This is a genomic window from Pontibacter brevis, assembly GCF_054779655.1.
The window spans coordinates 1-15,561 of the sequence record NZ_BAAGXV010000005.1; the positions used below are offsets into that span (position 1 = coordinate 1).

12 protein-coding genes are annotated in these 15,561 nt (G+C 49.1%); 8 read left to right on the top strand and 4 right to left on the bottom strand.

Annotation, left to right across the window (positions count from 1 at the left end; translation table 11 throughout):
• Window positions 1-355: 355 nt before the first annotated feature.
• Window positions 356-766: a hypothetical protein gene (locus tag ACYVB1_RS00740; protein WP_460919476.1), complete on the bottom strand. Its 411-nt coding sequence runs from the start codon at window positions 764-766 to the stop codon at window positions 356-358.
• A 630-nt stretch (window positions 767-1,396) separates the two neighbouring features.
• Here ACYVB1_RS00740 and ACYVB1_RS00745 point away from each other — a divergent pair.
• The gene (locus tag ACYVB1_RS00745; protein WP_460919478.1) at window positions 1,397-2,407 is read left to right on the top strand and encodes a ScyD/ScyE family protein; all 1,011 of its coding nucleotides are present in this window, start codon (window positions 1,397-1,399) and stop codon (window positions 2,405-2,407) included.
• A gap of 141 nt (window positions 2,408-2,548) precedes the next feature.
• On the opposite strand, the gene ACYVB1_RS00750 is transcribed toward ACYVB1_RS00745, so the two are convergent.
• Together ACYVB1_RS00750 and ACYVB1_RS00755 are read right to left on the bottom strand one after the other, a co-directional pair.
• A complete protein-coding gene (locus ACYVB1_RS00750) occupies window positions 2,549-4,603 on the bottom strand; it encodes a PAS domain-containing hybrid sensor histidine kinase/response regulator (protein ID WP_460919480.1) in 2,055 nt (684 codons plus the stop codon).
• An 11-nt stretch (window positions 4,604-4,614) separates the two neighbouring features.
• Window positions 4,615-5,403, bottom strand: coding sequence for an alpha/beta fold hydrolase (locus ACYVB1_RS00755; RefSeq protein ID WP_460919482.1), 789 nt, complete (start codon window positions 5,401-5,403; stop codon window positions 4,615-4,617).
• Window positions 5,404-5,837: 434 nt separating this feature from the next.
• Here ACYVB1_RS00755 and ACYVB1_RS00760 point away from each other — a divergent pair, with 434 nt between their 5' ends.
• A complete protein-coding gene (locus ACYVB1_RS00760; protein ID WP_460919484.1) occupies window positions 5,838-7,220 on the top strand; it encodes an APC family permease in 1,383 nt (460 codons plus the stop codon).
• 183 nt (window positions 7,221-7,403) lie between these two features.
• Window positions 7,404-7,949 (top strand): SAM-dependent methyltransferase, encoded by a 546-nt coding sequence (locus ACYVB1_RS00765; protein ID WP_460919486.1) that lies wholly within the window; start codon window positions 7,404-7,406, stop codon window positions 7,947-7,949.
• 95 nt (window positions 7,950-8,044) lie between these two features.
• On the opposite strand, the gene ACYVB1_RS00770 is transcribed toward ACYVB1_RS00765, so the two are convergent.
• Entirely contained in the window at window positions 8,045-8,347 is a 303-nt protein-coding gene (locus ACYVB1_RS00770) for a hypothetical protein (RefSeq protein ID WP_460919488.1), read from the bottom strand.
• Between the two features lie 617 nt (window positions 8,348-8,964).
• Here ACYVB1_RS00770 and ACYVB1_RS00775 point away from each other — a divergent pair.
• The 5 genes from ACYVB1_RS00775 (at window position 8,965) to ACYVB1_RS00795 (ending at window position 15,351) form a co-directional block, all read left to right on the top strand.
• A complete protein-coding gene (locus ACYVB1_RS00775; RefSeq protein ID WP_460919490.1) occupies window positions 8,965-11,370 on the top strand; it encodes a TonB-dependent receptor plug domain-containing protein in 2,406 nt (801 codons plus the stop codon).
• A 164-nt stretch (window positions 11,371-11,534) separates the two neighbouring features.
• On the top strand, window positions 11,535-12,434 hold the full coding sequence (locus ACYVB1_RS00780; protein ID WP_460919492.1) for a LysR substrate-binding domain-containing protein: 900 nt from the start codon (window positions 11,535-11,537) through the stop codon (window positions 12,432-12,434).
• 82 nt (window positions 12,435-12,516) lie between these two features.
• On the top strand, window positions 12,517-13,503 hold the full coding sequence (locus tag ACYVB1_RS00785) for a YeiH family protein (RefSeq protein ID WP_460919494.1): 987 nt from the start codon (window positions 12,517-12,519) through the stop codon (window positions 13,501-13,503).
• Between the two features lie 79 nt (window positions 13,504-13,582).
• Entirely contained in the window at window positions 13,583-14,857 is a 1,275-nt protein-coding gene (locus tag ACYVB1_RS00790; protein ID WP_460919496.1) for a sulfite oxidase, read from the top strand.
• Between the two features lie 59 nt (window positions 14,858-14,916).
• Window positions 14,917-15,351 (top strand): hypothetical protein, encoded by a 435-nt coding sequence (locus tag ACYVB1_RS00795; RefSeq protein ID WP_460919498.1) that lies wholly within the window; start codon window positions 14,917-14,919, stop codon window positions 15,349-15,351.
• Window positions 15,352-15,561 lie beyond the last annotated feature (210 nt).

Below are 15,561 nucleotides of genomic sequence, written 5' to 3' on the forward strand. Positions count from 1 at the left end.
ACAACTGCTTCCGGCCACACAGTTCATTAGGTGACATAACGCCGGAAGAGTGGGTAAAAAAGAATATAGTGAAACCCGAATTCTCTACTTTTGACCGGCCCTAAATATGGGAGGAGCTCATAGGGAAGACAGGCGTTGCCAGTCATAGTCGCTGATTTCGTAACGTCGCATAAGCTTTTTGAAACTTAAACAACAGTAAAACAAAATCATTCATTAATTGTCAACACGACCTAGCTATAGCCATTCTGAAAGTAGTCGTATGGCTTTATGATAACCCATCTCGCAGGAGGGAATGGCTGGATTATTTAAACGCATTTATTTGAGTGGTTTTCGTTTGACTGCTGCCATTGGCTGTCTATTTCTTACTATACTTTTCAATTACAGTAATCAGCTCATCCGCCTCTACTCCTTCGAAGTCCTTTGGATACTCTCTTTCAGTTAAAGTTATTTCCAGGGTTAAAGAATTATCTGAAAAATTGGTGACTTCATATTGCAACGGCTGAAGAGATGAATCTTCATTAGGAGTTAGCTCAAGATATTTCTTATTAAATGACCATGTTCCTACCACATAGTTTCTTTGGAAAAGATTGTCCTTTTTCAGAAGGAGCCATGTAGAAGTACTCATGTCCTGCTGAAGCTGTCCATTTACATAAATTTCCTCCGATTGCCAATCACCAGTCAAATCGGCTGGTCTTACAGCGTCGTCTTTACATGAGATAAAGAACAGGGTAATGCTTATCCAAACTGTCAATCTAAAAGCTCTCATTTTTTTATTGTATTTACAGCCAAAGGTTCACACCCCCGCTTTTTGCTAGTTATAAGGTATCTCTTCTATAAGTCTATGACAGGGATTTGTTACAGCCCTTGATTTATTTTCTGTTGTGAGGTACTGCTTTTTTAAATATCCATTCCAGTACCTTACCATCTTCATCGTCATAGACTATTCCGACAAGTTGAAATCCATTTAATTCTAATATTCTTTTAGGTGCACGATTAGCTGGTAATGTCCGGGCGGTTATCCTTCCTCCTGCCTGTGTTCCGGAGCACATCGTATTAAAATATAGTTTAGCTAATATAACATTATTCTGAAGATTGTTTAGTGAGCTCGTGATTTTTTACAGCGAGTGGCTCATCAAGTGCGTGTAGCTCTCTATCCCCTGCTCCAGCAGGGGACGGGCCTGGCAGGCTTCGGTCTCCGCTATCACACCAGAACAGGCACTGCCCTAAGCCTGATAAACTTAAACCAGGAACAATTATAGGGTTGGCCCTGCAGCCTGCACCGGTTTCTGACCACCAAATGAATTTAATTATTTGTTTATTAAATGTGATTATTCTAAACATCCTGTTTTTTATCTCGTTAAGTGAATCATAACCTTCTTAACTTAACTATTTGGCTATGAGAAAACTGACTCCCCTCTTTTTCGCAATTCCACTGGTTTTTCTTTTCAGCTCCTGCGAGCACATCCAGGACTACCTGGACGAGGTGGACCCAAACAAACCGGGTGCAAGAGAATTCGCAACAGGGCTGGCTACCCCAGTTGGGCTGGAACTGGACAGATACAACAGGCTTTGGGTCACTGAAGCCGGAACAGGCATGAACGACGGGCATGTATCCGTTATCACTCCAACAGGAAATGTGCATACCGTCATTGAAGGGTTTGTCTCCGTCATCGATCCGGAAGGAAACCCATCTGGCGTAAACCATCTAATGTATGACAACGGCACCCTCTGGATTACGCATGGTGCAGAAGGAAGGCTTTACTGGGCTGATGTTTCAAACTATGTACCAGGTGCCGCCCCTCTTCAGGCAAGTGAACTGGCATACCAGGAGGTAGGAAGCTTTGTGCTTGGGGAAGGCTTTCATGAGTCCAACCTGTACAAATTAACGAAAGGACCAAATGGAGATCTGTTTCTTGTAGATGCAGCGGCAAACGCTGTCCTTCGCCGCGATGCCCAGACAACAGAGCTAAGCATTTTTGCAGAGTTTCCTTCTATAGCAAACCCTACGCAGATAGGCCCACCTTTCATTCATGCTGTACCCACTGGTATTGTGTTTGATCAAAACCGCTTTCTCGTTTCCACGCTTACGGGTTTTCCTTTTCCGGAGGGAGAAGCAAAAGTTTATGAAGTTGACACAGAGGGTGAAGTATCTGTTTTCCAGGAGGGCTTTACAACGCTTGTGGATGTAGAACTGGATATACACAGGATGCCGCTTGTTTTGCAGTTCAGTGAGTTCGGACAAGAAGGCTGGATTCCGGGCACGGGAAAAATCATGCAGGCAACAGATGGACCAGACGATGTTTTACACGCTGGTCTTAGCTTTGCTTCCGACATGGAACTGACCGGGGCAAGAACAGCCTATGTAACAAACCTGGCTGAAGGAAAGATATTAAGAATAAAATATTAAGAATTGGTTCAGAAGATAAAGGCCAGGGGTAGTACACCACCCCTGGCCTTTATATTTAATTATCCTGTCTGAAAGTAGTGGTTTATACAATCATCAACTGAGCATTGCGAATAAAGCCGCTCCTCTTTGTTTGATACCATTTTACCCTGTTTCTCCAGGATTGTCCTTCTCGTCAGGGCCTGTGCGGTGCCATCTGCTAAGGAGAGATTCCTTCAGGCCCAGGATAACAGCTTGCAGCTCCCGCTTCACTTCCTGGCAAACCTCTGCCAGCAGGCGCTCGTCTCCGGTACCCGCTTCCAGCAGGTCCCTGCCTTTGGTGATGGCATTCTGAAGTCTGCCTGCACGCAGGAGCTCTACGGTAGTCTTGATTTTATGGCTGCTAGCCCTGTAATCTTTTAGTTGTCGGAAAAGAAGTGCTGTTTCAAACTCTTTTTTGTAGTTCTCGAAGTTGCGGATCGTCATCCGGACCAGCTCTTCCAGGTCATCCTGGTTCCCCTCCAGTAGCTCTTCGAAGTTTTCGAGCGTAAAAGCCGGATCCGCCGAACTATGCAGTTCAGGCTGCCATACAGGCGCTGCGTTCTCTTCCGCTGCTACTGCATTGTTTTGTTCCTGCGCAGCAGCGCGGGTATACTGGTAGATTTTAGATTGCAGTTCAGCTGGTTTGAAAGGCTTGCTCACAAAATCGTTTATACCTGCTACCACCATCCGTTCTTCATAATCAAATGAGGCAGAAGCTGACAGAGCAATTACGGGCAATTGGGTGTATTTCTCGCCCAGGGTTCTTATTTTAGAGGTAGTCTCGTAGCCATCCATCCCTGGCATCTGGAGGTCCATCAGCACCAGCTCATAACTCTTGCACATCACCTTCTCTATTGCCTCCAGGCCAGTTCTGGCTACATCCACGTGAGCACCCCATTTTTCAAGGTACTTGGAGACAACCATCACGTTCACGGCATTGTCGTCTACCAGCAAAAGCTTTACACCCTGTATAGGGGTAGCCTGTTCCTGCCCGGTAAATTCTTTGTTGGCGGAGGGTGCTGGTTCTTCCCCTAACTTAAGGCGAAGGTTAAAAGTGAAGGCTGCCCCCTTTCCTTCCTCGCTCTCTACCGTAAGCCTGCTGCCGTACAGGGCCAGCAACTTCTGGCTGATTGTGAGCCCAAGTCCTGTACCGCCGTACTTCAGGTTTATTTCGTAGTCGGCCTGGGTAAACTCCTTGAATACTTTGTCAAGCTTGTCCTGCGGAATCCCGATACCTGTGTCAACCACGCTGAAGGCAAGGGACACATCCTTGGCTGTTTTTTCCAGTACCTGCACCCGGAGCAGCACGTGGCCGTTTTCGGTAAATTTGATGGCGTTGCTGAGCAGGTTGGTGAGCACCTGCCCTATTTTAACAGGATCACCGATAACGTATGCCGGCAGTTTCTCATCCAGCTCCACTTTAAGTTCGAGTCCTTTTTCTTCTGCGGTAATATGCACACCCCAGAGCAGGGAGTGTATCAATTCGTGCAGGTTCACGTTCTTTTCTGCCAGCTCCACCCTGCCAGCTTCTATTTTGCTGTAGTCCAGGATGTCGTTGATGAGATGAAGCAGGTTATCGGCCGACAGCTTCAGGGTTCTGAAATATGTTGCCTGCTCTTCGGTGTGCTGCATGCCCTGCAGCAGGTTGGCTATGCTGATAATGGCATTCATCGGGGTACGTATCTCATGGCTGACAGTGGAGAGGAACTCTGCCTTTACCCGGGTGGCTTCCTCTGCCGCCTTTTTGGCCCGCAGCAACTCCTGCTCATACTTCCTGCGATCTGTGATGTTGAAGACGGTGGTGCGGTTAAGAAGCGGCTTCTTGTCTTCTCCTTTGATCTGAACGGAGTTAACCAGCACGGGCAACAGCTTTCTACGCCGGGCCCTGAGGTCGAAGTTCACTTCGTTTACAAATCCCTGCATCCGAAGCAAAGGCTCGAAATGCGTTTCATAATATATTCTGCCGCCTACAGGCAGCAGGTCCTGGAATTTCCGCTGATAAAGGAGATCTTCGCCCGCATAGCCCAGCCAGTTCAGGAACGTTTTATTAACTTTTACAATGGTACCATCAGGCAGTGTGGAGAGATAGCCGCACGGCGCATTCTCATAAAGGTCTTCAGCACTTTCCTCTATCAGCTTTCTGATTTCCACCCCGTTCATGTCATCTGCTTTTCCCATTGCCTATTATGCTATAAGAATGATTTAATGGCTGCTATCGTTTCTTCAGGGGCACTCAGGTTGGGGCAATGGCCGGTGGCCTTCAGCACAATCATCTGGCTGTTCTTAATATTCTGGTGCACATACTCCCCCACCTCCAGTGGCGCAATCACGTCCTGAGAACACTGCAGGATGAGAGTTTTGGTTTGCAACTCTTTGATATCAGCGCGGTTATCAGAAAGAAAAGTAGTATGCGCAAAATGTCGGGCAATATCAGGGTTTGTCTGGCAGAAGCTGTTCGTAAGCTCCTCTCCCAGCTCCGGTTTATCAGGGTTGCCCATAATAGCGGGGGCCATGGCAGCAGACCACCCCAGGTAGTTGCTGTCCAGCGACTCCAGCAGCTCCTCTATATCTTCCCTGGAGAAACCACCTTTGTAACCGTCGCTGTTAATGTAACAGGGAGACGGCCCAATCATCACTAACTTCTCGAAGCGATCTGGTGCTTTGATGGCGGCAAGTGCGCCTATCATGGAGCTTACAGAGTGGCCAACGAAAATCGTTTGCTGCAGTTCAAGAGCCTCGTAAATCTCGAGCAGATCATCTGCATACCCCTGCAGGGTTTCGTACTTCATTTTGCTGTAGGCAGAACTGTCTGATTTACCGGCACCCACATGGTCATATAGCACGATTTTATACTCATTTTTGAAAGCAGGCGTAATAAACCGCCACATGTTCTGGTCGCATCCAAAGCCATGTGCAAAGACCATTGCTTTTTCGCCGGTACCACTCACATTTACATTGTTTCTCTTTAGAACGTCCATTGTTCAGTCATTAAAAAAATTCGGTTACTTACCCTAAACGTAAAGATGCCATTACACGATCTTCTCAAACAGCGGATGCAAGCGTTCCAGCCCATAGCAAAGCTTTATATCTACTCTACATTATTCTGATGTAATCTGTTGTCCTAACTTTCAGGAGGAAGACCCGGGGAAGGATAAATTCAAACGCCAGCTATAAAAATAACTCCCTGGCCCCGGGATATATTGCCCGGAACAGTATCTTCGGGAAGAACAGAGGGCTATACCAGATCCGCCCCTGTTTTCGCTGCTTCCCCTCCTGCAGGTTACGGCAGGCCCACTGCCAGGCTGCTTCAAATTAAAACCCTAATCAGTTGACAATTAAAAGGATAAAGCAACCCCTCATCAACAAGCAAGTACCTCCAACGTAAGCAATAACTCAGCACTCTACGACGCGCATGCATGAGAAAAAAAACTTGAAAGCAGGTGAAACTCTCCAGGAGGCACCTGTGGCTCAGCCAGAAGGGGGCAGAGGCGGTGAACCCAAAGCCGCCCTGGGCATAGTGGATGCAGTAGCCGTGATTGTAGGTATTGTGGTAGGGGCAGGTATATTCCGGACACCCTCGCTGGTGGCAGCCAATACCGGGAGCAGTACCTGGTTCCTGCTGACCTGGATCCTGGGTGGGGTTGTCTCGCTGATAGGTGCGCTATGTTATGCTGAGTTAACTACCACTTACCCCCACACCGGCGGCGACTACCACTTTTTAAAACAGGCATTCGGCAGGCGCCTTTCCTTTTTGTTTGCATGGGCACGGATGAGTGTGATCCAGACAGGCTCCATCGCGCTGCTGGCTTTTATTATCGGGGATTACCTGGCACAGATTTACAGCTTTGGCGCATACACTTCTGCCTTGTATGCGGTGCTGGTGGTAATAACCCTGACTGGCATCAACATCCTGGGTGTAAGTGCCGGCACAGCCGCACAAAAGCTGCTGATTGCGCTGGAAACGCTGGGCATCCTCCTTATCCTGGTGGCTGCCTTTCTTTTTCCGTCGGCAGCAGAAGCACCCTCCGTCGCTCCCTCTACACAAACCCCATCACTGGGGTTAGCCATGGTTTTTGTGTTGCTGACTTTTGGAGGTTGGAACGAAGCAGCCTACATCTCAGCAGAGCTGAAGGCCGGGCGCAGCGGTATGGTAAAAGTGCTGATTTTGAGTATTCTGATTATTACGGTTATCTATGTACTTATCAATCTTGCCTACCTGCATGTGCTCGGGCTCCAGGGCATGTCTGCATCCCAGGCTGTAGCAGGCGACCTGATGCTGATGACTTTTGGAGAGGGTGGCGTAGTACTGATTGGGCTTATTGTAACGGTTGCGGCCCTAACGTCTGCCAACGCCACTATTTTTACGGGTGCCCGCACCAACTATGCCCTGGGCAGGGATTTCTGTTTCTTCCGTGCACTGGGCAAGTGGAATACTAAAACCTCCTCCCCTGTAAACGCTTTCCTGGTGCAGGGCACTGTTTCGTTAGCTTTGATAGCATTAGGGCTTTTTACACGGAACGGCTTCGAAACCATTGTGGAATACACAGCCCCTGTATTCTGGTTCTTCCTGTTTATGGTGGGCGTTGCGCTGTTTGTTTTGCGCAGGAAGCATCCGCAGCGGGAGCGCCCGTTTCCTGTTCCTTTCTACCCGGTTACACCCCTTATCTTTTGCCTTACCAGCGCCTATTTATTTTATTCCAGCCTGGTCTACACCGGGCTGGGTGCCCTGGTAGGAGTCGGGGTGATGGGGGTGGGTGTACTGCTGCTTCTTCAAAAACCACTAATAAACAACTGAATGTCAATACACTTCGTAATTACAGGAGTTTAAAAGCCGGAACTGGAGCCGGTACCAAGGCCCCTCCCCTTACTGCCTTTGCCGGGATGTCACCCTCACGGTATAGGCGAATTGTAATAAGGTGTTGCAGCAGGCAGCATGTTGTCCTTTTCAGAAAGTTATCTCTAATATTAATTTGAAAAGATGAAAGTAATCAAGCATTCCCTCTGTACGTTTGTCCTGGCTATCTGCACAGCACTGTGCCTGCAGACCGGAGAAACACTGGCCCAGAATTTAGATGTGCCCTATGTGCCAACCCGGCAGGTGGTGGTAGATGCCATGCTGGAGCTTGCCAACGTGAAGAAAGATGACATTTTATATGACCTTGGTTGCGGGGACGGCCGCATTGTGGTTACCGCTGCCAAAAAGTACGGCACAAACGGCACTGGGGTAGACATAGATCCGGAACGCATCAGCGAGGCTAACGCCAATGCACGGGAAGCGAATGTCACCGATAAGGTCAGGTTTGTAAAGGGCAACCTGTTTGACGTGGACCTAAGCAATGCCACCGTGATAACACTTTACTTACTGCCCCGGATAAACATGCAGCTACGACCGAAACTGCTGCAGCTAAAACCCGGTACCCGCATTGTTTCGCACGCTTTTGATATGGGTGACTGGAAACCCGATCAGACAATTGAGGTAGACGGTTCCACCATTCACTTCTGGACGGTGCCCGAACGTAAGTAATGGTGAGTTTTTGCATCTAGTACATGCTCCTGCTCATTCGTGCATAAAACACAAAAGCCCCGACCTTGCGGTCGGGGCTTTTGTGTTCTACTCATTCAGCTAACCTTACTTCCTAACTTGGAGATGAGCTCATCCAGTATTTCCTTACTGTAGCCAATCTGCCGCGTGTATTCCAGGCACAGGTTATATTCCCTTTCTTCCACTTCTCCATCCTGCAGCACCATCATCACCAGCGCCTGCAACTCCAGCGTTTTCTGAAGCCCCTCCTGCGGAATGATAAAAGAGAGCGACGAGAGGTTGTCGGTGATAGGTAAGGTATCCTCTGCAGACAAATCTAACTGCTGGCCTATCGACAGAAGAAAATCACTTTCCTTCTCATCTATGTATTTGTCAGCCATCGCTACCAAAACCATGTTCTGGAAAAAGGCTAACTTCTTATCCTTTGTATCTAAAAAACTGTCCAATGTTCTCCCCGTTTCCATCCTCTAAAAAATTAAGTTTGCTACTAGTTACACCTTCAAATGAAGCCACACAGGCTATTCATGTGCATGCAGCGCAGCTTTTACCATGCATTTTACTTCCTGCTAACACATCATGCACAAGGGTAATACGTATAAAAGTAAAGTCAGCCTGTACAATTTCTGAGGAACTGACACGGATCCCTGCTCAACTGCCACAAATTGCCAGTTTGAGGAAGATTATTCTTAGTGAAGCGCGGCCAGGGTATTTGTTCGAAACAGAAGGTACCGCCACCAGAGGAGAGGATAAAAGCTACATGTTGCCCTTTTACAAATTCTAATGCTGCAATGCAGGCATTAGGACTTAAGTCAGATTCCCTCAAAAAATTAATGCCCGCACCTTTACGAAAAAAGCTAGCAATACCATATTCAGGAATGGTTTTTGTCTTTTATATGCAAAGAGAACAAGCCTAAGGCTAATATTAATACACTTAGATATGAATCGAGCTAAATATAGATATTTACTATACATTGTGCCTGTATTACTGCTGGCATCAATGGCATTTGTCAGTCCGCAGGCTGACTTACCACAGCGGCTGGCGTCTTACCTGGACACCCTCCGCGCGCAGTATGCACCTGAGAAGGTATACGTGCAGTTAGACAAGCCTTATTATGCGCCGGGCCAGGCAATGTGGCTGAAAGGATATGTAGTGGATGCTGCTACCTTACGTCCATCTGCTAAAAGCCAGGTGCTTTATGTTGATTTGCTGAATGCAGAAAATGAAGCTGTTCACCGGCTTACGCTGAAAGCAGAAAACGGAAAAGCGAAAGGCGATATGATATTGCCAGCTACGCTGCCAGCAGGCACCTACAGGCTTTCTGCCTACACCCAATGGATGCGTAATTTCGGTGAGGACACTTTCTTTATCAGAACCATCAACATATTGGGTCCAGGCACCGACACGACGAAGGAAACTGCAGCCGCCGTTTCGAGGGAGGTTGACTTCCAGTTCTTTCCTGAGGGAGGTGACATGGTACAGGGGCTTACGAACCGGATTGCTTTTAAAGCAACAGGTGCTGCGGGAAAAGGAATTGCCGTTTCGGGTAGTGTTTTTGACAATCAGGGACAAAAGCTGGTAGATTTTAAGGACACGCACCTCGGGATGGGTGCCTTTGAACTGCAGCCACAGCCAGGCCGCAGCTACGTTGCCAGGGTGACAACGCAGGATGGCAAAAACCTGGAATATGCCTTGCCAGCGGCAAAGGCAACAGGTTACGTCCTGAGAGTAGATGAAGCCGCCAATGGTACTGCCCTACAGGTAACGGTAGCAGGAAACCAAAACAAGCAGGAGGCGTTGGTGCTGACCGGCATCAGCCAGGATGCTTTACAATACTCTCAAACAATGCAACTGGAGCCGGGACAAACTTTCCGGCTGGAAGTACCCAAAAGAGCGTTTCCTACCGGGATTGCCCGCTTCAACTTAGCCCGTACCAATGGGGAGGCACTAGCCGAACGACTTGTGTTCGTGGATAACCAGGATGGGCTTGATGTAACGGTAACAGCCGACAAAGAATCATATGCCGGAAGAGAGCGCGTGACACTACAACTGGAAGCAAAAAACCAGGACGGCAAGCCGGTAGCCACCGACTTTTCGCTGGCTGTAACCGATGATGAGTTGGTAAAGCAAAAAGAGCATGGCCTCGGTATCAAGAGCTACCTGCTGCTGACATCTGACCTGCGAGGGCATGTGGAGCAGCCTGGCTATTACTTTGAAAGCAATGACCCACAAAGGAAAGAAGCACTGCAGTACCTGCTCATGACACAGGGCTGGCGCCGGTTCAGCTGGCAGCAAGCCACATCAGGCACCTTCCCTGCCGTGCCTTATGCAGCAGAAAAGGACCTGACCATACGGGGAAAGCTTTTAACAAACAAAGGCAAGCCTGTTGCTAACGGAGAAGTGCTGCTGTACCTGCAAGGGCAGCACCAGGCATTTATCACAACGGAAACAAACCGCCAGGGAGAATTTGCCTTTAGGGGCTTTGACTTCAGGGGCAACATCGATGTGGTGATCCAGGGGACAGACGCCAGGGGAAGGCGTAAGCACCTGCAGGTAGTGGTGGATGAGAGTTCTTACCTGCCACAGGCACCTGCCGCTCCTGCAGTATGGTCGGATGCACTGTTAGCACATACACAACAGGATTTTGTGCAGGCGAGCAGCCGGCAGGCTCTTGCTGGAACTGACATGGACGAAGCCTATACATTAAGAGGTATCCTGCTTCCCGAAGTAGCTATACAGGGTGAAGAAGATGTTTATGTGCCGTTTTCGCTGCACCAGAAAGCAGATGTGGTTTTACACCGTAAGGAGTTGCCCATTGCGCCATCTGGTAATATCCTGGAAAGCCTGCAAGGGCGTGTAGCAGGCCTGCAGGTGTTTCGTTTAGGGCAAAACCAGTTCCGGGCCAGCATCAGGGGCCAGCAGGAGCCACCGCTTTACCTGATAGATGGTGTGCCTGTTTCAGAAAGTTCGCTTTCAAGCCTGAATCCATTCGACATCAGCCGTGTGGAAGTGTTGAAGAATGCCGCCAATGCAGGTATCTATGGCGGTCGCGCCTCCGGTGGCGTAATTGCCTTCTTCACCCAGCGTGGTGGCGAACAGGAAACAGTAGCAGAGCCTGGCACTTACATTATTGTACATCAGGCCAGAGGTTATAGCAAAGTAAGGGAATTCTATAGCCCTCGCTACGACCAGCCCGGTGAAGGCGGCAATGAGCCCGACCTGCGCACTACCATCTACTGGAACCCGAGTGTAAAAACAGATGCCAGTGGAAAGGCCACGGTAACATTCTTTACCGCCGACCGCAACACCACTTACAGGGTTATCGCCGAAGGAATATCAGATGATGGCAAGCCCGGCAGAGGAACTTTGACCTTTGACGTGGACAGCAAAATCCTGAATCCCTAGGAATAACTGAAGTACTTTAAATGCCAGCCCTTGCAAAAGCGGCTGGCATTTTTGTTTCAGTACCCGCACAGGTTTGTGTTGGTGCATTCTCTCCTAACCCATCTCCCACTATATTTTCTTAGCTTAGGGCTATAGAAAGCCATCCTCATCCACGATTCTGATATATGACCTTTGATTTCCGCCTACAGGTTTTTTATAAAGTGGCCCAAAAGCTCAGCTTTACCAGGGCAGCGCAGGAGCTATTCATCACGCAACCCGCTGTAACCAAGCACATCAAAGAACTTGAGCAACAATTAGCCATTGCCCTGGTCAAGCGGCACGGCAACAGCATTAGCCTCACCCCTGCCGGCGTCATTCTAAAGCAGTATGCGGAGAAGATATTTCAGACCTATACAGCCCTGGAAAATGAACTGGCTCAACTGCAGGAAACAGCAGGTGGCCATGTCCGGATTGGTGCCAGCACCACCCTGGCGCAATATGTTTTACCGGAAGTACTGGCATCCTTCCATACAGCGCACCCGGCTGTTCACTTTTCTTTCCTGGCTGGCAACACAGGTTTTATTGAAGAACAGGTTATCGCCGAAAAAATTGATTTGGGGGTAGTAGAAGGCGTTTCGCATCACCCGCAACTGATGTACTCCCCGTTTTTAAAAGATGAAATTGTGCTGGTGACCCGAACTACGAACAAAGCCGCAGCAGTAGCAGAGGTGAAACCGGAAGTACTGAAAACGCTGCCCCTGGTTCTTCGTGAACCCGGCTCCGGCACACTGGACGTTGTCTATAAAGCTCTGGCTAAAGTAAACCTGCATCCAAAAGACCTGCACCCTGACATTCTGCTGGAAAACACGGAAAGTATAAAGCAGTACCTGCTCCACGCCGATTGCTTTGCCTTCCTGTCGGTGCATGCCATCGCCAAAGAGCTTATCCGGAACGAACTGCGGGTAATAGATATCAGGGGAGTTTCGATTTCACGCACCTTTCAATTTGTGCAACTGCATGGGCAAACCTCCCGCTTAACGGAGTTGTTCAAACGCTTTTGCCTTCGCCATTATAACTTAAAATAATAGCGCATCATTTTTTATGATTTGATTGCGGCAGCTTATTTCACCAGATTTGTCATGTCAGTTCCAGACGGAGATTTTGAAAATGGAAAAAGCGGAGACCTTGAATTTCATCAACAAAGCACAACTACAAGAACTGCTGGATCGCAGCATCACCACTCGTGAACTGCTGTTTATTATCCTGGTCGTGTTGTGCCTGACGCCGTTCATTTCCCCGCCCGTGGCCTTGCTGTTAGGCTTCATTGTGGCGCAGTTTATCGGGCATCCCTTTCTGCACCTGAACCAGAAAGCCACGCACGTGTTGCTACAGGCTTCGGTGGTAGGGCTGGGGTTCAGCATGAACGTACACAATGCCTTACAGGCTGGCAGAGAAGGCGCTCTTTTTACAGTTGCCACCATAGCAGGGACACTGGTTACAGGTGCTTTTTTAGGAAAATGGCTGAAAATCGAAAAGAAAATCTCTCACCTGATTACAGCGGGTACAGCCATTTGTGGCGGCAGTGCCATTGCAGCCATCTCCCCCATTATTAAAGCAGAAGAAAAGCAGATATCTGTGGCTCTGGGTGTTGTGTTCATTCTCAACTCCCTGGCTTTGTTTCTCTTTCCGGTTATCGGGCAATACCTGAACTTATCTCAAACCAAGTTTGGCCTGTGGTGCGCCATTGCCATTCATGATACCAGTTCTGTAGTTGGGGCAGCCGGCACATATGGCGCCGAAGCTTTGGAAGTGGCTACGACCGTGAAATTAGCGCGGGCTCTGTGGATTGTTCCGGTGGCATTGATTTCTGCCACTGTCTATAAAAAGAAGGCAGGAAAAATAGCTGTTCCTTACTTTATACTCCTGTTTATACTGGCTTTGGTGCTGAACACGTATGCTCCGGTAGTGCAGCACTTCGCGCCTTACCTGGTCATGGCAGCCAGGGCTGGCTTAACGCTAACCTTGTTCCTGATAGGAGCCGGACTGTCCCGGAAAGTACTGCTGGCGGTAGGGCTGCAACCGCTCCTACAGGGGGCCCTGCTGTGGGTGGCTGTGGCCGGTGCCGCTTTATGGCTTGTAATTGGAGTAGGTTAATTGTAGATTTAGATGGAGGAGTTCCACCCCGGCACATTAATGCCGCATGTGGTTTCATACGCCAAACTTCTGATAAAACATGAATACGAAAGCAAATGCACCTGCCAACCAGCAGCAGCATACACCCTCTAATCGCCGGCATTTTTTACTTAAAGGTGCCCTGGGCCTGGCTGGACTGGCCATGGGCAACACTTTCTTTTTAGCTAAAGCAGGTGCTGCTGCAAAACAGCATGCGGGATTAACGTTGGCCAATGGCTTCAGCCTGAAGGAGAAACATCCGGAAATGGTGGTGCTCAGCGACAGGCCCTGGAATATTGAAACACCCGCGCATTTACTTGACGATGCAATAACACCTGTAGAGAAGCTTTTTGTCCGTAATAACGGCTTGCCTCCCGTAGCTGTTGACGTTACAAAGTGGACGCTGACCATTGATGGCGAGTCGGTTGAGAAGCCTGCTGTTTTCACCCTGGCAGATTTAAAGAAGAAATTCAAGCCCTATACCTACCAGCTGGTGCACGAGTGCGGCGGTAACGGGCGGGCGGAATTTAACCCACCGGGACAAGGCAATCAGTGGACGACAGGCGGCGTGGGCTGTTGCGAATGGACAGGTGTGCGCGTGCGCGACTTACTGGAGGCAGCGGGCATGAAGAAAGATGCTGTTTACCTCGCTTACTATGGCACCGATACCCACCTGAGCGGGAAAAACGAAGTACCTATTTCCAGGGGCGTGCCCATGCGAAAAGCCCTGGAAGACGAAGCCCTGCTGGCCTATGCTGTGAACGGGAAGGACATCCCCCTGATTCACGGGCACCCTTTGCGCCTTGTTTTCGGCGGGTGGCCTGCCTCTACCAGCGGAAAATGGGTAAACCGTATCTCTATCCGGAATAAAGTACACGATGGCCCGAAGATGAACGGCTCCAGTTACCGGGTACCGATTCACCCCGTAGCACCGGGTGCTAAAATCGCTGCTACAAACGACAATATGCGCATCATTGAAGCCATGCCAGTGAAGTCGCTGATAACGTATCCTAAAACAGGCGCTCAGTTTGCTGCTCAGAAGCCGCTCACCCTTCGGGGCCAAGCCTGGGCCGGAGACAGGCAAATTACCGCCGTAGATGTTTCATGGGATTATGGTGCTACCTGGCAGGCATGTGAACTGAAGGCTGCCCGCAACCGCAACTGCTGGCAACAGTGGCAAACACAAATTAAATTACCGGATGCAGGTTACTACGAAGTATGGGCACGGGCAACCGACAGCAAAGGGGTGATGCAGCCCATGTTGGTGCCCGCCTGGAACCCTGGCGGTTACCTTAACAATGCCTGCCACCGCATTGCTGTAGAGGCTATCAGCTAGCAGTGCGGCATAAAAGTATCTACAAAATCAAAAATCTGATTTCTGCAAAGCTTATGCCTATGAGTTTGAAGACATTTTGCCTTACCCGTCGTAAAGTCATGCTGGCTCTTTCTTCAACAGTGCTGGCTGTAACGGTGTTGGCTGGTACCAGGCAGTCCCGTCCCCATTCAGGCTTGCCTTCAACAGACTTGCAGAAAATTAACATCACTGTTCCTGCGGATAGCCTGGACCAGCAGACAGGTTTGATTGTAGCGCCCGGTTTAGATGTAGTGAAACGCACCTGCGTCAGTTGCCACTCGCCTAAGCTCATTACAGACAAACGTGCCAGCCGCGACGGCTGGATTGCTACCATCCGGTGGATGCAGCAAAACCAAGGATTATGGGACTTAGGAAAAGATGAAGCAGTTATAGTGGACTACCTGGCTAAGAATTACCCACTCCAGAACACAGGCCGCCGGCCGCCGCTGCAAAACATAAAGTGGTATAAACTGTGATTTGTAAGGAAGATCCAGCTTTCACTTTTCATATGAAGTTAAACAAGCAGGGGGCATTCATTTGACTGCCCCCTGCTTGTTCTATTGGATTATTTTCCAACACTTTACTAGAAGCTATCTCAAAAATACCTAAGCATTATCTTCATGCACGCGAGCAGCAGGAATGCCAGGTAATTATCAGCCTTCTTTTCCTGTCTGACCAAGGTTCTT